The sequence below is a fragment of the Streptomyces lydicus genome, from assembly GCF_001729485.1.
In the GTDB taxonomy this organism is placed as follows: Bacteria; Actinomycetota; Actinomycetes; order Streptomycetales; family Streptomycetaceae; genus Streptomyces; species Streptomyces lydicus_D.
The window spans coordinates 6,905,578-6,923,490 of record NZ_CP017157.1; the positions used below are offsets into that span (position 1 = coordinate 6,905,578).

The following is a 17,913-nucleotide window of genomic DNA, read 5'->3' on the forward strand; positions in this document are numbered from 1 at the left end:
GAGGGCCGGGCGGCTGCCCCTCCCCTGGGCCACGGGAGGGAGGGGGAGCGACGGCTGAGGGGTATGGGGGCGGGAGTGGGTGGGGGTGGGGGTCCCCCCCGGGGAGTCAGGGCGCGGGGAGCCGCGGGGTCCGGGCAGGAAGGCGGAGCAGGGGCGCAGATCACGGGGGCAGGGCAGGGGCAGATCAGGAGGGCGGGGGCAGAGGGACGAAGCAGGAAGGCGGGGGCACCGGGGCGCGGGAGCGCCCGAGGCGAGCAGGCGGGAGCCCCGGGGCCGGAGCGGCCCCGGCGGCGGGCGGGAGCACCCCGGGCAGGCAGGAGCGCCCCAGGCGGGCAGGAGCGCGGGAACGCCCGGGACGGGCCGGGAACGCAGGAACGCCCCCAGACAGGCGAGGAACGCAGGAACGCCCAGGACAGGCGGGGAACGCAGGAACGCCCAGGACGGGCCGGGAACGCAGGAACGCCCAGGACAGGCGAGGAACGCAGGAACGCCCCGGGCGGGGCGCAGGGAAAGCGGGGAGGGGCGGGGCGCAGGGAAAGCGGGAGGGGCGGCGGGGACGGGCGGGTTGCGGGCGAAAGCGGGGAGAGGGATGGGTTGCGGGGCCGGGTGGGAATTGCTTGGGGGGTGGTGTGCGTTGTGGTCTGTGGCCGCGCCGAGTGGGCGGTATGGATCATGACTTCGAAGGAGCGCGGGGCGCATGGCGGGAACTGTGACGATGTACAGCACGACCTGGTGCGGTTACTGCCGTCGGCTGAAGGGCCAGATGGACCGTGAGGGAATCGCGTACACCGAGATCAACATCGAGCAGGACCCGGAGTCCGCGGCGTTCGTGGAGAAGGCGAACGGCGGCAACCAGACGGTGCCGACCGTGCTGTTCCCCGACGGTACGACGCTGACCAACCCGTCTCTGGCGCAGGTCAAGCAGAAGGTGGGCGCGGCCTGAGAGCCGTACGCGCACTGCTGAGGGCCGTCGGCCGGTCCCGTTGAGGGGTCCGGCCGACGGCCCTTTTGTGTGCTCGGGCCGCGCAGCGCTGTGTGCGCGGGCCGGTCAGCCCGTCACGGCTTCGGCAGCGGCTTGCCGTACCAGAGTTCGATCAGGCGGGCGGCGATGGAGATGCCGTAGGGCGGAAGGACCTCGCCGGATTCGAAGGCGGCGCGGAGGTCCTCGCGGGAGAACCAGCGGGCCTCCTCGATCTCCTCGCCGTCGACCTGGATCTCGGAGGACGTGGCGCGGGCCATGAAGCCGAGCATCAGGCTGGACGGGAAGGGCCAGGGCTGGCTGGCGACGTACTCGACGTCACCGACGATCACTCCCGCCTCCTCGAAGACCTCGCGGGCCACCGACTGCTCGATGGACTCGCCCGGCTCGACGAAGCCCGCGAGGGTGGAGAAGCGGCCCTCGGGCCAGTGGACCTGGCGGCCGAGGAGCGCGCGGTCCTCCTCGTCGGTGACGAGCATGATCACGGCCGGGTCGGTACGGGGGTAGTGCTCGGCGCCGCAGGCGGGGCAGCGGCGGATGTGGCCGGCGGCGGCGATGACGGTGCGTTCGCCGCAGCGGGAGCAGAAGCGGTGCAGCCGCTGCCAGTTCTCCAGGGCGACGGCGTGCACGAGCAGGCCGGCGTCGCGGGGGGACAGCAGGAGGCCCGCCTCGCGGAGGCCGGCCGGGCGCGCGGACTGGTCCATGCGCCCGGGGAGGGTGTCCTTCTGGAGGGCGAAGTAGCTGACGCCGTCGTCGTCGGTCCCGAGGTAGTAGCGGTGGGCCTCGGTCAGCGGCGCCTCGAAGGACGGCGTCATGATCAGTTCGGTGCGGCCGTCGGGGGTGTCGTCGATCAGCGCCTGGCCGCCGGACACCACGAAGACGCGCGTCGTCGGGTGGCTCCACGCCGCCGCCAGCCATGCCTCGTCGAGGCGGTGGTGGGCGGAGCGGTCGATGCCGCTCGGCGCGCTGAAGGTGATCGGCCGGTCGGCGGTGTGGTCGGTCCAGGTGGTCACTGCTGTTTCCAACTCCCCCTGAGGCGTGGGTGGGTGCTGCGTGATACGGGCGCGGAAGGTGGGCGGGGTGAGCGCGGTCAGGTCCTGGGCCAGGTCTCCGCCAGGTCGCCCCACAGGTGGGCGGCGGTCTCGACGCCCTTCATCAGCAGGTCGAGTTCGACTTTTTCGTTCGGTGCGTGCCAGCCGTCGGACGGGACGGAGATGCCGAGGAAGAGGACCGGGACACCGAGGACGTCCTGGAGGTCGGCGGCCGGGCCGGAGCCGCCCTCGCGGGTGAAGCGGATCTTCTGGCCGAAGGCGCGCCCCATGGCGCGGACGACGGACTGGAGCGCGGGGTGGTCGAGCGGGGTGAGGCAGGGGCGGGTGGCGCCCCAGAAGGTGATCTTGTGGCGGATGCCCGCCGGGAGCCGGTCGGCGACCCAGTCGCGTACGGACTGCTGGACGGCGTCGGCGTCCTGGCCGGCGACCAGCCGGAAGGACAGCTTCAGCTGGGCGGTGGACGGGACGATGGTCTTGCCGCCGGGGCCCTGGTAGCCGCCGCCGATGCCGTTGACCTCGGCGGTCGGGCGGGCCCAGATGCGTTCCAGGGTGGTGCTGCCGGCCTCGCCGAGGGCGGCGTGGGAGTGGGCGGTGCGCAGCCACTGCTCCTCGTCGAAGGGCAGCTCGGCGAAGAGTTCGCGCTCGCGGTCGGTGAGCTCGATCACGCCGTCGTAGAAGCCGGGGACGGCGACGCGGCGGTCGGCGTCGTGGAGTGCGGCGGCCAGGCGGGCGGCTTCGGTGGCGGGGTTGGGCACCGCGCCGCCGAACGAGCCGGAGTGGATGTCCTGGTCCGGGCCGTACAGGTCGATCTGACAGTCCGTCAGGCCGCGCATGCCGGTGCAGACGGTGGGGGTGTCCCGGGACCACATGCCGGTGTCGGAGACGATCACCACGTCACAGGCGAGGCGTCCGGCGTGCTTCTCGATCAGGGCGGGGAAGTTCGGCGAGCCGGACTCCTCCTCCCCCTCGATGAGCAGCTTGAGGTTGACGGCGGGGGCGGTGCGGCCGGTGGCGGCGAGGTGCGCGCGGACGCCGAGGGTGTGGAAGAAGACCTGCCCCTTGTCGTCGGCCGCGCCTCGGGCGTAGAGCTTGCCGTCGACGGTCTGCGGCTCGAAGGGGTCGGTGTGCCAGCCGTCCTCGCGGGCGGCGGGCTGGACGTCGTGGTGGCCGTAGACGAGCACGGTCGGCGCGGACGGGTCGCCGGAGGGCCACTCGGCGAAGACGGCGGGCAGGCCGTCGCCTTCGGTCTCCCAGATCTCGGCGGTGGGGAAGCCGGTGTCGGTGAGCTTGGCGGCGAGCCATTCGGCGCTGCGGCGGACCTCGCCGGCGCGCTCCGGGTCGGCGGACACGGAGGGGATGCGCAGCCAGTCGGCGAGGTCGTCGAGGAATGCCTCGCGGTGGCCGGTGAGGTACGCGCGGACGGCGCTGTCCGGGGTTGTGCTCATACGACCGAGCCTATCGGCCTTTCGGAGGGGGACGGTCGGCGGTCTCGCCGAGCAGGATGCGCTCCAGTCCGGCGCGGCCGGGCAGGTGCCGGGGCCGGATGACCTCGCCGCTGCGTACGTGGACGAAGGCGGCGCCCACGGCGGAGGGGGGCAGGCCGTAGCGCTCGGCCCAGGCGAGGCGGTAGACGGCGAGCTGGAGGGGGTCGGCGGTGGGGGCGCCTCCCGTGCCCGTGCGGCTGTGGGGGTGGGCGCGGCCGGTCTTCCAGTCGATGATCTCGAAGCGGTCGCCGTCGGGGCCGGGCTCCTTGTAGACGGCGTCGATGCGGCCGCGGATCAGTCGTCCGGCGAGCGTCAGCTGGAAGGGGGCTTCGACGCGGAAGGGGGTGCGGTGGGCGTAGGGGGTGCGGGCGAAGGCTTCCTTGAGGGCTTCGAGGTCGCTTTCATCGGCGATGTCTGCTTCGTCGGCCTCGTCGGCGCCGGGGAGTTCGTCGGGGCCGAGCAGCGGCAGGGTCAGTTCTTCGAAGCGGGATTCGACCCAGGCGTGGAAGCGGATGCCCCGGCGGGCGCCGGGGCGGGGCGGGCGCGGCATGGGGCGGGCGAGTTCGCGGGCGAAGCCGTCGGGGTCGGCGGCGAGGTGCAGCAGTTGGGTGGCGCTGAGGGCGGCGGGCAGCGGGACGTCGCGGACGGTGGCGCGGGAGCGGCGCAGCTCGGCGGTGAGGGCGTCGAGGTCGCGGTCCCAGGAGCCGATGGTGCGGCGCTCCTCGGGGAGGAGGGTGTGCGGGCCGCGGTCGGTGTCGTCGGGGTGCGGGGCGGTGGGGTCGTCCGGGGCGGCGGTGGTCGCGGGGTCGGCGGCGTCGCGGGGTGCGCTGCGGGCGGGTGGTGTGAGGTCGGGTTCGGTGGAGCGCTGGGCGATGATCCGGGCGGGGTGCGGGGCGGTGCCGGTCGCGGGGCGGTCCTCGTCCTGGGTCGGGTGGTCGTACGCGGGTGCGGGCCCGTGCGCCGGGTCGTGGTCCGCCCGGGCGGGTGCGTGCGCGGCGGCGGCGTCGAAGAGGTCGGACGGGCCGAAGGGGGCGGCGGGATCGAAGGGGTCCGAGGGGTCTGAGGAGGCGAACGGGTCGTCCTCGGGGAGGGCCTCGGGAGCGCCGTCGAGGGCTTCGGGGTGGTCGTACGGCTCGTCCTCCCACGGCTCCCACTCCTCGTCGGCGGGCGGCGGTGGCCACTCGGGGTCGTGCGCGGGGGGCTGCGGCGGGACGGCTCCGGTGCCGTTGCCCGAAGCGGTGCCGGAGCCGGAGGGGGCGCCGGGGCCGGAGCCGGTGTCGGCCATGGTCGTGGCGAGGCGGCGGGCCAGGTGGGCGCGGACCGTGGCGGCTGCGGCGCGGCGGCGGTCCGTCGCGGTGGGGTCGAGGGGCAGCGGCCAGACCTGGTCGGCGGCGGCCTCGGTGAGGGCGGGGTTCTCGGCGCCGTCCTCGGGGGCGGCGGCCCAGTGCTCGATCTCGCCGTGGCCCGCCTCGCAGTGCGCGCGCAGCGCCTCCAGGAAGGCGGACGGGCCGCGGGGGCGCTTCTGGTTGGGGCCCCACCAGTGGCCGGAGCCGAGCAGCAGGCTGCGGGGGCGGGTGAAGGTGACGTAGCCGAGGCGGAGCTCCTCGGTTTCCTGGTGGTGCTTCATCGCCTCCTTGAAGGACTTCAGGCCGCGGGCGGCCCATTCGTCGACGTCGGGGAGGGTCGCGGCGTCGCCGCGCAGGGAGTGCGGCAGGACGCGGGCGCGGCTGATCCAGGACTCGCGGGCCTGTTCGCTGGGGAACTGCTTGCTGACCAGGCCGGGGACGGCGACGACGTCCCATTCCAGGCCCTTGGACTTGTGGGCGGTGAGGACCTTGACGGTGTTGTCGCCGCCGGGGAGGGAGCTGTCGAGTCCCTTTTCGTACTGGACGGCGGTGCGCAGGAAGCCGAGGAAGGCGAGGAGGGTGGCCTCGCCGTCGAGGGCTTCGCCGCCCTGTTTGGCGGCGAAGCCGGCGGCGATGTCGAGGAAGGTGCCGAGGGTTTCGCGGCGGCGGGCGGCGAGGGCGTGCGGGGAGGCGGACAGTTCGACCTCCAGGCCGGTGGTGGCCAGGATCCGGTGGAGGACGTCCATGAGGGGGTCGGCGAGGGAGCGCCGCAGCTCGCGGAGTTCGGTGGCGAGGTAGGCGAAGCGCACCCGGGCCTCGGCAGAGAACGGCAGCCCGTCGTCGGGGCCTTCGGCTTCGAGGAAGGTGTCGAGGGCGTCGGCGAGGGAGACGGTCTCCGCCGGGTCGACGCCTTCGACGGCTTCGGCGAGGCGGGTGGCGGGGTCGTCGGAGGGGCCGGTGCGGTGGACGAGGGTGCGGGCGCGGCGGCCGAGGAGGGCGAGGTCGCGGGGGCCGATGCGCCAGCGCGGGCCGATCAGCAGGCGGACCAGGGAGGCGTTGGCGGTGGGGTCCTGGAGGACTTCGCAGACGGCGACGAGGTCGGCGATCTCGGGGAGGTGCAGCAGCCCGGAGAGGCCGACGACCTCGACGGGGACGTCCCGGGCGACGAGGGCGCCCTGGATGCGGGCGAAGTCCGCGGCGGTGCGGCACAGGACGGCGATCTCGCCGGGCGGGGTGCCGGTGCGGACGAGGTGGGCGAGGGAGTCGGCGAGCCAGTCGATCTCTTCGGCGTGGGTGGGCAGCAGGGCGCAGCGCACGATGCCGTCGCGTTCGGCGCCGGGGGCGGGGCGCAGGGCTTCGACGCCTTCGTGCATGGCGCGGAGGGGGGCGGCGAGGCCGTTGGCGAGGTCGAGGAGGCGGCCGCCGCTGCGGCGGTTCTCGCTGAGGGCGAAGCGGCGGGCGGGGGTGCCGTCCCGGAAGGGGAAGTGCTGGGGGAAGTCGTCGAGGTTGGCGACGGAGGCGCCGCGCCAGCCGTAGATGGCCTGGCAGGGGTCGCCGACGGCGGTGACGGCGTGGCCGGTCGGGGCGCCGCCGGTGCCGGCGCCGAAGAGGCCGGAGAGCAGCAGCCGCTGGGCGACGGAGGTGTCCTGGTACTCGTCGAGCAGGACGACGCGGAATTCGTCGCGCAGGATGCGGCCGGTTTCCGGGCGGGTGGTGGCGAGGGTCGCGGAGTGGGCGATCTGGTCGCCGAAGTCGAGCAGGTCGCGGTGGCGCTTCTCGCTGCGGTAGGCGGTGACGAGGTCGAGGAGTTCCAGGCGGCCGCGGGCGGTGTCGGGGACCTTGCGCAGGTCGGCGTTGGTGAGTTTGACGCCGTCGAGGGCGGCGAGCAGCGCGGTGTCGTGGGCGCGGAGCTCGGCGGGGTCGACGAGGTGCTCGGCGAGTTCGGCGTCGAGGGCGAGGAGGTCCTCCACGAGGGAGGGCAGGGAGGTGGTGAGCGAGGGGTAGGGGCCGGGGGCGGTGCGCAGGGTGCGGGCGGCGAGCTGGAAGCGGGTGGCGTCGGCCAGCAGCCGGGCACTGGGTTCCAGCCCGATGCGCAGGCCGTGGTCCTTGAGGAGCTGGCCGGCGAAGGCGTGGTAGGTGGAGATCCGTGGTTCTCCGGGGGGCTGGTCGGCTGCCGGGTCGCCGTCGGCCGGGGAGGCGTCGGGGTCGGTGACGCCGGCGGCCAGCAGGGCGGCCCGGACGCGTTCGGCGAGTTCGCCGGCGGCCTTGTTCGTGAACGTCAGCCCGAGGACCTGCTCGGGGGCGACCTGGCCGGTGCCCACCAGCCACACCACCCGGGCGGCCATGACGGTGGTCTTCCCGGAGCCGGCTCCGGCCACGATGACCTGCGGGGCGGGCGGGGCGGTGATGCACGCCGTCTGCTCCGGGGTGAACGGGATCCCGAGGAGCTCCTTGAGCTGCTCGGGGTCGGTGATGCGGGCTGACACAGCGAAAACCGTAACGGGCGGCACTGACAATCACCGCCGCCGGCCGCATCGATGCAGGTCACAGGGTTATGGGTGGCGGGCGCGGCGGCGGGGTCCGGTTGCCGCGGCGGGTCCCGTCCGGCCGTCGCGTCGCCCGGGCGTCGTGCGCCGCGGCGGGCCGCCGTGGCTATTCGACGACGTGCCGGCCCTCCGGCTGGGCGCTGCACGAGGCACGGAACGCGCAGTGGGTGCAGTGGGTGCCGGTGCTGGGCGTGAACCGTTCCTCCAGGACGCGGCCCGCGGCGGTGGCGAGGAGTTCGGCGGCCCACTCCCCTTCGAGCGGCGGCTGCGCCTGTACGGAGGGCAGCGCGTCGCCGCCTTCCTTCTGGGGTGCGCCGAGGCGCAGGTGGACCAGTTCGGCGCCGCCGGGTTCCGGGGTGCGGCCGTCGAAGGCGTCGTCGACGGCGCCCTCGCGCACCGCGAGCTGGTAGACGGCGAGCTGGGGGTGGCGGGCGACTTCCGGGCCGGTGGGCTTCTGTTTGCCGGTCTTGAAGTCGACGACGTATGCCTTGCCCTGCGCGTCCCGTGAGACGTGGTCCATGCTGCCGCGGATCCGGACCTCGTAGCCGCCGGCGCCGAGGGTGACGTCGAAGTCGTGCTCGGTGGCGACGGTGTCGCGGCCGTGGGTGTCGCGTTCCATGACGTGCCAGCGCAGGAAGCGTTCCAGGGCGGCGCGGGCGTTGTCCTTCTCCTGGCGGGACTTCCAGGGGGCGTCGAAGGCGAGCGCGTCCCATACGGAGTCCAGGCGCTCCATGAGGACGGTCAGGTCGGCGGGGGTGCTGCCGGAGGCGACCTCGTCGGCGAGGACGTGGACGACGTTGCCGAAGCCCTGGGCGGCGGTGGCGGGGGCGTCCGCCTTGACCTCGCGGCCCAGGAACCACTGGAGCGAGCAGGTGTTGGCGAGCTGGTGGAGGGCGCTGCCGGACAGGGCGACGGGCCGGTCGCGGTCGCGCAGCGGGACGGCGCTGTGGGTGGGTTCGGCCAGGCCCCACCAGTTGTCGGGGTGGGCGGCCGGTACCAGGGGCCGGTGGTCGTCGTCGTGCAGCGCGGCGAGGGTGGCGAGCCGCTGGGCGGCGGCCTCGCGCAGTGCGGGGCCGGCGTCCGGGTCGACGGTGGTGGCGCGGAGTTCGGCGACGAGCGCGGCGACGGAGAGGGGGCGGCGGGGGCGGCCGGTGACGTCCTGGGGGGTGACGCCGAGTTCGGTGAGGAAACGGGAGGGCTGGTCGCCGTCGTCGGCGGCGGCCTTGACGGCGGTGACGACCAGCCGTTCGCGGGCGCGGGTGGCGGCCACGTAGAACAGCCGGCGTTCCTCGGCGAGCAGCGCGCCGGGGGTGAGGGGTTCGGCGAGGCCGTCGCGGCCGATGCGGTCGGCCTCCAGGAGGGAGCCGCGGCGGCGCAGGTCGGGCCAGAGTCCTTCCTGGACGCCGGCGACGACGACGAGCCGCCATTCCAGGCCCTTGGCGCGGTGCGCGGTCATCAGGCGGACGGCGTCGGGGCGGACGGTGCGGCGGGTGAGGGTGTCGGCGGCGATGTCCTGGGCGTCGAGTTCCTCCAGGAAGTTGAGGGCGCCGCGGCCGCCGGTGCGTTCCTCGGCGCGGGCGGCGGTCTCGAAGAGGGTGACCACCGCGTCGAGGTCGCGGTCGGCGTTGCGGCCGGCGGCGCCGCCGCGCCGGGCGGCCCGCTCCAGGCGCTGCGGCCAGGGGGTGCCGTCCCACAGTTCCCAGAGGGCCTGTTCGGCGGTGCCACCGCCGGCGAGCAGTTCGCGGGCCTTGTGCAGCAGCGTTCCGAGCCGCTGGGCGCCGCGGGCGTAGCCGGGGTCGTGGGTGACCAGGCGCCGGGGTTCGGCGAGGGCGCGGGCGAGGAGCTGGTCGGAGGGGGGCGGCAGCGGTTGTCCGGCGGCGCGTTCCTCCTCGCGCAGGGCGCGGCCGAGGCGGCGCAGGTCGGCGGAGTCCATCCCGCCCAGGGGGGAGGTGAGCAGGTCGAGGGCGGTTTCGGCGTCGAGCCAGGGGGCGGGGGCGGCGTCCCGGGGGGCCGGGGCCCGCTCGCCGTCGGGGGCGGTCGCGGTCGTTGCGTCGTCGGGGGTGGTGGGCTCCGGCGGAGTTGCCAGGGCTGCCCGGGCGGCGGCGCGCAGGGCCGTCAGCAGCGGGGCGACGGCCGGTTCGTGGCGCAGCGGTAGGTCGTCGCCGTCGATGTCGAGGGGGACCCCGGCGGAGGTGAGCGCGCGCCGCACGGCGGGTATCGAGCGGCCGCCGGCGCGCACCAGCACGGCCATCTCGCGCCAGGGGACGCCGTCCTCCAGGTGGGCGCGGCGCAGGATGTCGGCGACGTTGTCCAGTTCGGTGCCGGGGGTCGGGTACGTGTACACCTCGACGCGGCCGCCGTCCCGTACGGGGGACGGTTCGCGGTGGGCGCGTACCTTGTCGGCGGGCAGCCGGGTGAGCGGCATCCGGCGGGTCAGCAGCCGGGTGGCCGCGAGCAGGGTGGCGCCGGAGCGCCGGGAGGTGCCGAGCACCGCCACCGGGGCGGGGGTGCCGTCGCCTCGCCGGAAGGTCTCGGGGAAGTCGAGGATGCCGTTGACGTCGGCGCCGCGGAAGGCGTAGATCGACTGGTCGGGGTCGCCGAAGGCGATCAGGGTGCGGCCCGGGGAGCCCGGTGCGCCGGCCGTGGTGTGGTTGCCGGCGAGCGCCCGCAGCAGCCGTACCTGGGCGACGTCGGTGTCCTGGTACTCGTCGACGTAGACGGCGTCGTAACGGGCGGCGAGGCCGGCGGCGACGTCGGTGCGCCCGGCGAGGAGGACCGCGCGGTGCACCAACTCGGCGTAGTCCAGGACGCCCTGGGCGTCGAGGACGTCGAGGTATTCGGCGAGGAAGCCCGCGGCGGCGGTCCAGTCGGGGCGTCCGGTGCGGCGGGCGAAGTCGCCGAGGGCGTCCGGGCCCAGGCCCAGTTCGCGGCTGCGGGCCAGTACCGCGCGGACCTCGTCGGCGAAACCTCGGGTGGTCAGGCAGGCGCGCAGTTCGTCGGGCCAGCTGATCGCGGCGCGGTCGGCGCCGGCCAGTTCGGCCTGTCCTTCGAGGAGCTCACGGACGACGAGGTCCTGCTCGGGGCCGGACAGCAGCCGCAGCGGGTCGGCGAAGAGGTCCGCGTCCTGGTGGGCGCGGACCAGGGCGTAGCAGTAGGAGTGGAAGGTGGTGGCCTGCGGGACGAAGCCGGTGCCGAGGCGGGCGGCGAGCCGGTCGCGGAGGGCGACGGCGGCCTTGCGGCTGAAGGTGAGGACGAGGATCCGGTCGGGGTCGGCGCCGGCGCGTACCCGGCGCGCGACGGACTCCACCAGCGTGGTGGTCTTGCCGGTGCCGGGGCCCGCCAGCACCAGCAGCGGGCCGTGCCGGTGGTCAACCACGGCCTGCTGGGCTGCGTCCAAGGCAGGAGGATCCACCTGTGCCGGCGGTGTGCGCACCAGGCGGTACGCGCCGGGGGCAGCCCGCCGCGCCGCCTGGTGGGGCTGCGTCGGCGGGGCGGCCGAGAAGGAGGAACTCACGTGGATCGCCGGTCCTGAGGAGGTGCTGGTCGTGGTGCGGAAGCGGTGCGGGGCGCGCCGCGGTGCGGGCCGCCCGTGCGGCGGCCGCGCGCCCTCCACGCTAAGGGGCGCCGCCGTCGTCCTGGCGGCCGTCCCAGCGGGCCCGGCGCATGTCGATCTTCGGTATGTGGTCGTCGGCGGCCCGCGCGGCGTCGCGCAGCGGGGTGCCCTCCTCGCGGTAGTGGGCCAGCGCCCGCAGCTCGCTGCCGGGCAGCAGCCGGCCGTCCGCGCGCACCACCCGCCACCAGGGCACCGCGCCACCGTAGAGGGCCATGGCCCGGCCGACCTGCCGGGGGCCCACCCGGCGGCCGCCGCCGGGAGGTGCCGCGGGTCCGCCGCCGTCCGCCGCCGGACCTGCTCCGGGCTGCCCGTCGTCCGGTCCGTCGTCGTCGAGCCACTCCGCGACATCGCCGTACGTCATCACCCGGCCCGCCGGGATCAGTTCGGCGACGGCCAGGACACGCTCGGCGTAGTCGGGGTACTCGGGCGGTTCACCCCGTGCCGTGTCTCCGGTCCCACTCATTCGGTCCATCCTGCCCTACGGCACCGACAATGGGAGCGGACAGACGGTCCGGGACCACCTCAGGGTGACCGGCGGCACGGTGCCGCCGGCCGCGGTGCGGGGCGGGGCGGCACCCGCACCCGCCCGGCAGCGGGGGCGGACGTTCCGCTTCCCGTACCCCCGAAATGCACCCTGATGCCCCCCTCCACCGGTCGGCCGTGCCACCATCTTCCGGACGGTGACTGGTGATACGAGATCAAGAAGAGACGGCCGAGCAGCAGGGTGCGGCGCCTCCGCGGGAGGCGGGCGCCCCTGACGTGCTGCCCGTCGAGGGGAAGCACCAACGGAGGCCGGTCACGGCTTCCGCTACCGAAAAGGCGAGCACGATCGAGAAGGCCGAACGACCAGGGGCCTCCGAGAGGCCGGAAGGGCCCGAGGAGCCCGTGCCATCCGAGCGCGACGAGGAGGAGCGCGACGACGAGCGGGGACGGGACGAGCACGTCGAGCACGACAAGGACGCGGGACCGGCGTCCGGAGCGGCCCGGAGCCGGGCCCGCACGGGTTCGCACCGTGCCGACCTGACGCCCGACGAGTGCGGCGAGTTCCACGTCGACCGGGTCTCCGGCGACGAGCCGCTGCTGCCCGCCCGGGTGCACCGGCCCGCGGACCTGCTGCGGCTGCTGCTGGGCATGGCCGGGATCGCCCTGGTCCTGGGGCTCGCGACGTTCGCCCACGGCACCACCCAGGGCCTGGCGCGGGACATCGGGACGGGCGCGAAGGCGGCGCCGCCGCTGCTGATCAACCTGGCGGGGCTGACGTCCAGCGTCGCGGTGCTGATCGTGCCGGTGGCGTTCGCCGTCGAGCGGTTGATCAAGCGTGACGGGCTGCGGATCGCCGACGGTGTGCTCGCCGCCGTCCTCGCCCACGGGGTGTCGCTCGCCACCGACCTGTGGGTGGCCGAGGCGGCGCCCGCCTCCATCCGGGTCGCGCTGACCCAGCCGCTCGCGAACGGTTCGCTGTCCGCGCCGGTGCACAGCTATCTGGCGCCGGTGATCGCCTATATGACGGCGGTGGGGATGTCCCGGCGGCCGCGCTGGCGGGTCGCGATGTGGGCGGTGGTGCTGCTCGACGTCGTCGCGGTGCTGGTGGGGCGGTACTCCACGCCGTTCGCCATCATCACGACGGTGCTGATCGGCTGGACCGTCGCCTACGGCACGCTCTACGCCGTCGGCTCCCCCAACGTCCGCCCCACCGGCCAGAACCTCCTGGCGGGTCTGCGCCGGGTCGGCTTCCACCCGGTGAGCGCGCTGCGCGCCGAGGACACCGCGGGGCCGGAGAACAACGAGCACGCCGACCGCGGCCGCCGCTACATCGTCACCCTGGAGGACGGCCCGCCGATCGACGTCACCGTCGTCGACCGCGAGCAGCAGGCGCAGGGCTTCTTCTACCGGGTGTGGCGGCGGCTGTCGCTGCGCGGCATCAACCAGCGCCGGAGCCTGCAGTCGCTGCGCCAGGCGCTGGAGCAGGAGGCGCTGCTGGCGTACGCGGCCATCGCGGCCGGCGCCAACGCGCCCAAGCTGATCGCCGCCTCGGAGCTCGGTCCGGACGCGGTGATGCTGGTCTACGAGCACGTCGGGGGCCGCACCTTCGACACGCTGGCCGACGAGGAGATCACCGACGCGCTGATGCACAGCGCCTGGCGGCAGGTGCAGGCGCTGCAGTCGCGGCGGATCGCGCACCGCCGGCTGGTCGGTGACGCGCTGCTGGTGGATCGTTCCGGCGACATCGTCCTGACGGAGCTGCGCGGCGGTGAGATCGCGGCCGGTGACCTGGTGCTGCGGATGGACATCGCGCAGCTGCTGGCCACCTGCGGGCTGCGGGTCGGCGCCGAGCGGGCGGTCGCCGCGGCCGTCGAGGTGCTCGGCCCGGACGCGGTCGCCGACAGCCTGCCGATGCTCCAGCCGATCGCGCTCAGCCGCACCACCCGCGCCACCCTGCGGCAGCTGGCCCGGGAACGCTCCAAGCGGGAGCGGGAGGCGGTGCTGGCGGCGTCGCAGGCCGCCAAGGAGGCCCGGGAGGCCCGTGACGCGGCGGCGGCGAAGGACCGCAGGACGCTGCGGGCCGAGCGGCACGCGGAGAAGAACGCCGAGAAGCGGGCGCTGGACGAGGCGTCGGAGGAGGCCCGCGAGGAGGACCTGCTGGCGCAGATCCGCCGGCAGGTGCTGCTGATCCGGCCGACCGCGGTGATCGAACCGGCGAAGCTGGAGCGGCTCAGCCCGCGCATCCTGATCAGCTGGATCGCCGGTGCCTTCGCGGTGTACCTGCTGCTGTCGCAGCTCACCAACTTCAACCTCGGTGACGTGATCAGCGAGGCCCAGTGGGTGTGGGTGCTGGTGGCGATGTTCTTCTCGGTGGTGACGTACATCGCGGCGGCGATGAGCCTGCTGGGCTTCGTCACGGAGAAGGTGTCGTTCGTCAAGGCGGTCGTCGCGCAGGTCGCGGGCGACTTCGTGAAGCTGGTGGCGCCCGCGGCGATCGGCGGCGTGGCGCTCAACACCCGCTTCCTCCAGCGGGCCGGGGTGCGTCCCGGTCTGGCGGTGGCGAGCGTCGGCGCGTCCCAGCTGTTCGGGCTGGGCAGCCACATCGTGCTGCTGCTGGCCTTCGGCTACCTCACCGGCACCGAGCACGCGCCGCAGATCTCACCGTCCCGTACGGTCATCGCCGGGCTGCTGACCGTCGCCGTACTGGTGCTGGTCGTCACGGCCGTCCCGGTGCTGCGGAAGTTCGTCTCGACGCGGGTGCGCTCGCTGTTCGCCGGGGTGGTCCCCCGCATGCTGGACATCCTCCAGCGGCCGCGGAAGCTGGTCACCGGCATCGGCGGGATGCTGCTGCTGACCGCGGCGAACGTGATGTGCCTGGACGCCTCGATCCGGGCGTTCGGCGGCGACCAGCTCAGTTACGCGAGTATCGCGGTCGCCTTCCTCGCCGGTAACGCGATCGGCTCCGCCGCCCCCACGCCGGGCGGTGTGGGCGCCGTCGAGGGCGCCCTGATCGGTGCGCTGACGTTCGCGGGGCTCCCCGGCGACACGGCGTTCCCGGCGGTGCTGCTGTTCCGGCTGATGGTGTTCTGGCTGCCGGTGCTGCCGGGCTGGCTGGCCTTCACCTACCTGACGCGCAAGGGGGAGATCTGACCTCCCGCGCCCGGGGGTGAGCGCGTGGCCGCCCCGCGGCACGCGGAAGGCGCCGGTCCGTTTCGACGGACCGGCGCCTTGCGCGTGGACGAAGCAGTGGCCTAGTAGACCGGCTTCTCCGGCTCGACGGTGTTCACCCAGCCGATGACGCCGCCGCCGACGTGCACCGCGTCGGCGAAGCCCGCGGACTTCAGCACCGCCAGCACCTCCGCCGAGCGGACGCCCGTCTTGCAGTGCAGGACGATCTTCCGGTCCTGCGGCAGGTCCTGCAGGGCGCTGCCCATCAGGAACTCGTTCTTCGGGATCAGGCGGGCGCCGGGGATGGAGACGATCTCGAACTCGTTCGGCTCGCGGACGTCGATGATGTCGATCTTCTCGTCGGCGTCGATCCACTCCTTGAGCTGCCGCGGAGTGATCGTCGAGCCGGCCGCCGCCTCCTGGGCCTCCTCGGACACGACGCCGCAGAACGCCTCGTAGTCGATGAGCTCGGTGACGGTCGGGTTCTCCCCGCAGACCGCGCAGTCCGGGTCCTTGCGGACCTTGACCTGGCGGTACGTCATCTCCAGGGCGTCGTAGATCATCAGGCGGCCGACGAGCGGGTCGCCGATGCCGGCCAGGAGCTTGATGGCCTCGTTGACCTGGATGGAGCCGATGGAGGCGCACAGCACGCCGAGGACGCCACCCTCGGCGCAGGAGGGCACCATGCCCGGCGGCGGGGGCTCCGGGTACAGGCAGCGGTAGCAGGGGCCGTGCTCGGACCAGAAGACCGACGCCTGGCCGTCGAAGCGGTAGATCGAGCCCCAGACGTACGGCTTGTTCAGCAGCACGCAGGCGTCGTTGACCAGGTAGCGGGTGGCGAAGTTGTCCGTGCCGTCCACGATGAGGTCGTACTGGGCGAAGAGCTCCATGACGTTCGTGGAGTCGAGGCGCTCTTCGTGCAGGTTGACCGTGACGTACGGGTTGATGCCCAGGACCGTGTCCTTGGCGGACGCGGCCTTGGAGCGGCCGATGTCCGCCTGGCTGTGGATGATCTGGCGCTGCAGGTTCGACTCGTCGACCTCGTCGAACTCCACGATGCCGAGCGTGCCCACGCCGGCCGCGGCCAGATACATCAGCGCGGGCGAGCCCAGGCCGCCGGCGCCGACACAGAGCACCTTGGCGTTCTTCAGCCGCTTCTGCCCGTCCATCCCGACATCGGGGATGATCAGGTGGCGGGAGTACCTGCGGACCTCGTCGACGGTGAGCTCCGAAGCGGGCTCGACCAGGGGTGGCAGCGACACGGATGACCTCAACAAGGGGGTTGGTCGGGTATCTCAGGATTGATTGTCTTCCCGTAACACTGCCACGCCCTTCTTCATTCCGAGACACCTGTTCCGATGCGCGAGACACATTCGTCCCAGTAGCCGGGCAGCGACTCCCAGGCGTCACCGGCGGCACCCGCCGCCCCGGCGGCCCGGCGGTCGGTGACGTACACGGTGCCCGCCCCCTGCCAGCGGGCGATCCGCAGCGCCTCCTCCACATGGGTGCGCGGCACGCTGTGGACGAGGTGGCAGAACCGCTGCGGAGGGTGGTCGGCGGTCCACTCCGCCACCTGTGACCAGCGGTAGTCGGCCCAGCGCCCGGCGAAGGTGACGAGCTGGTCGGCGTACTCGGCGTAGCCGGGGTGCGGGTGGCTGCCGTGCCCGAGGACCAGGTGGCCGCCGTCGCTCAGGGCCCGCAGGGTGGCGGTGGTCCGCCGGGTCGCGGGCAGGTGGACCGGGCCGTTGGGGGCGCGGTCGAGCCAGAAGCCGTCGACCTTGTACCACTCCAGGTAGCGGTGGGCGTCGGAGACCAGCTCGGCGTAGGGGCGCGCGCCACGCCCCAGGTCCAGGTGTCCCAGCACTCGGACACCCGTCTCACGCAGCCGGGCGGCGGCCGGCAGGCAGTACGGGTCGGGCCGGGCACCGGGCCCGTTGGACACGTTGAGCACCGCCCAGTGCAGCGTCCCCGGCGGGCAGCGCAGCAGTTCGGCCCACTCGGCGGCGGCCAGCAGCGGATGCCCGAAGCCGGGGGCGCCGAGGCCCAGCGGGGCGGCCCCGGTCGGCGCGCGGGTGCCACCGGCCGGGGTGGTCAGATGCGACATGCCGCCTCCATCCAGATGTCGGCCAGCGACTCCTCCAGGCCGATCCGGGGGCGCCAGCCGAGCCGGTCGCGGGCGGTGCGCACATCGGCCTGCTGCCAGGTGCCGCAGCCGTCCGGGTACGGGTAGGTGGCGGGCGGCGAGCCCACGGGGTGCTCGGCGGCCGGGCCGGGGATCACCAGCCGGGCCGGCGGCGAGTCCAGCTCGTGCAGCGCGCCGCCGAAGCCGGCGACCCGGGCGAGCACCGAAGCGGCCTCGCGCAGCCGCACCGCGCGGCCGGTACCGATGTTGACCACGCCCTGCGCGGCGGACAGCGAGGCGGCGTGCACGGCCCGGGCCACGTCGCGCACGTCGACGAAGTCCCGCTGCACGCCGAGCCCGCCGAGCTTGAGTTCGCTGTCGCCGGACTGCATGGCGCGGCGCATGGCCTCGGCGAGCCGGCCGAGCGGCGAGCCGGCCGGCGTTCCGGGCCCGACCGGGGAGAAGACCCGCAGCACCACCGCGTCCAGCCCGGAGCCCAGGACGAGTTCGGTGGCGGCGAGCTTGCTGACGCCGTACGGGCCGCCGGGGCGCGGCACCGCGTCCTCGGCGGTCGACGAGCCGGGCTGCGAGGGCCCGTACTCGGAGGCGCAGCCCAGGTGGACGAGGCGGGCGCCGCAGCCGCTGCGGCGCAGCGACTCGCAGATGGTGGCGACCGCGACGGTGTTGTGCCGGGTCAGTTCCCGGGCGCCGCCCCGGGTGGCGCCGGCGCAGTTGACGACCACGCCGGGGTGCACCGCGTCGAGGAAGCGGGTGAGCGCGCCGGGGCTGCCGGTGGCCAGGTCGAAGCGGACGTCGGCGTCGTCGCCCCGCCCGAGGGCGGTGAGCTGGACGGCGGGGTCGGCGAGCAGGCGGTCGGCGACGTAGCGGCCGAGGTAGCCGTTGGCGCCGATGAGCAGCACCCTCATCGTGCGGCCCCCCGGTGCGCGTGGCGTGTGGTCGGCTGGACGTTCATGGTGTCGTGCTCCTCATGCGGATGGTGGGAAGTACGTCGGCTCCGGCCGCGGGGCCGGGCGCGCCGTGGGGGCGGGCCGGGTGGGGAGTGGGATCCGCGGCGGAGGGGCCGAAGGGGCCGTTTCGGGGTGCCTCTTCGGGGGTGGGT

General features: G+C 74.4%; 10 protein-coding genes. 2 read left to right on the forward strand and 8 right to left on the reverse strand.

Annotated elements, in window-relative coordinates; translation table 11 throughout:
- Positions 1-697 precede the first annotated feature (697 nt).
- Entirely contained in the window at positions 698-943 is a 246-nt protein-coding gene (locus SL103_RS29910) for a mycoredoxin (RefSeq protein ID WP_033271949.1), read from the forward strand.
- Between the two features lie 113 nt (positions 944-1,056).
- On the opposite strand, the gene nudC is transcribed toward SL103_RS29910, so the two are convergent.
- From nudC to SL103_RS29935, 5 genes are all read right to left on the reverse strand, one after another.
- Complete coding sequence (gene nudC / locus SL103_RS29915) at positions 1,057-1,992, reverse strand: NAD(+) diphosphatase (RefSeq protein WP_033271948.1); 936 nt, start codon at positions 1,990-1,992, stop codon at positions 1,057-1,059.
- Between the two features lie 77 nt (positions 1,993-2,069).
- The gene (locus SL103_RS29920; protein ID WP_069572089.1) at positions 2,070-3,476 is read right to left on the reverse strand and encodes a dipeptidase; all 1,407 of its coding nucleotides are present in this window, start codon (positions 3,474-3,476) and stop codon (positions 2,070-2,072) included.
- Between the two features lie 10 nt (positions 3,477-3,486).
- Positions 3,487-7,347 (reverse strand): UvrD-helicase domain-containing protein, encoded by a 3,861-nt coding sequence (locus tag SL103_RS29925; protein WP_069572090.1) that lies wholly within the window; start codon positions 7,345-7,347, stop codon positions 3,487-3,489.
- Between the two features lie 166 nt (positions 7,348-7,513).
- Entirely contained in the window at positions 7,514-10,921 is a 3,408-nt protein-coding gene (locus SL103_RS29930; RefSeq protein WP_069574238.1) for an ATP-dependent helicase, read from the reverse strand.
- A 100-nt stretch (positions 10,922-11,021) separates the two neighbouring features.
- Positions 11,022-11,483 carry an MGMT family protein gene (locus SL103_RS29935; RefSeq protein ID WP_099055471.1) on the reverse strand — a complete coding sequence of 154 codons (462 nt, stop codon included), beginning with the start codon at positions 11,481-11,483 and terminating at the stop codon, positions 11,022-11,024.
- Positions 11,484-11,707: 224 nt separating this feature from the next.
- Here SL103_RS29935 and SL103_RS29940 point away from each other — a divergent pair, with 224 nt between their 5' ends.
- The gene (locus SL103_RS29940; protein ID WP_069572092.1) at positions 11,708-14,653 is read left to right on the forward strand and encodes a lysylphosphatidylglycerol synthase transmembrane domain-containing protein; all 2,946 of its coding nucleotides are present in this window, start codon (positions 11,708-11,710) and stop codon (positions 14,651-14,653) included.
- 101 nt (positions 14,654-14,754) lie between these two features.
- Here the strand turns inward: SL103_RS29940 and moeZ are convergent, their stop codons facing one another.
- The 3 genes from moeZ to SL103_RS29955 form a co-directional block, all read right to left on the reverse strand.
- Positions 14,755-15,933 carry an adenylyltransferase/sulfurtransferase MoeZ gene (gene moeZ, locus SL103_RS29945; RefSeq protein ID WP_069572093.1) on the reverse strand — a complete coding sequence of 393 codons (1,179 nt, stop codon included), beginning with the start codon at positions 15,931-15,933 and terminating at the stop codon, positions 14,755-14,757.
- Between the two features lie 74 nt (positions 15,934-16,007).
- Positions 16,008-16,775, reverse strand: coding sequence for a spherulation-specific family 4 protein (locus tag SL103_RS29950; protein WP_069572094.1), 768 nt, complete (start codon positions 16,773-16,775; stop codon positions 16,008-16,010).
- Positions 16,763-17,719 carry an NAD-dependent epimerase/dehydratase family protein gene (locus SL103_RS29955; protein WP_069572095.1) on the reverse strand — a complete coding sequence of 319 codons (957 nt, stop codon included), beginning with the start codon at positions 17,717-17,719 and terminating at the stop codon, positions 16,763-16,765. The genes SL103_RS29950 and SL103_RS29955 overlap by 13 nt, the downstream gene beginning before the upstream one ends.
- Positions 17,720-17,913: the final 194 nt, after the last annotated feature.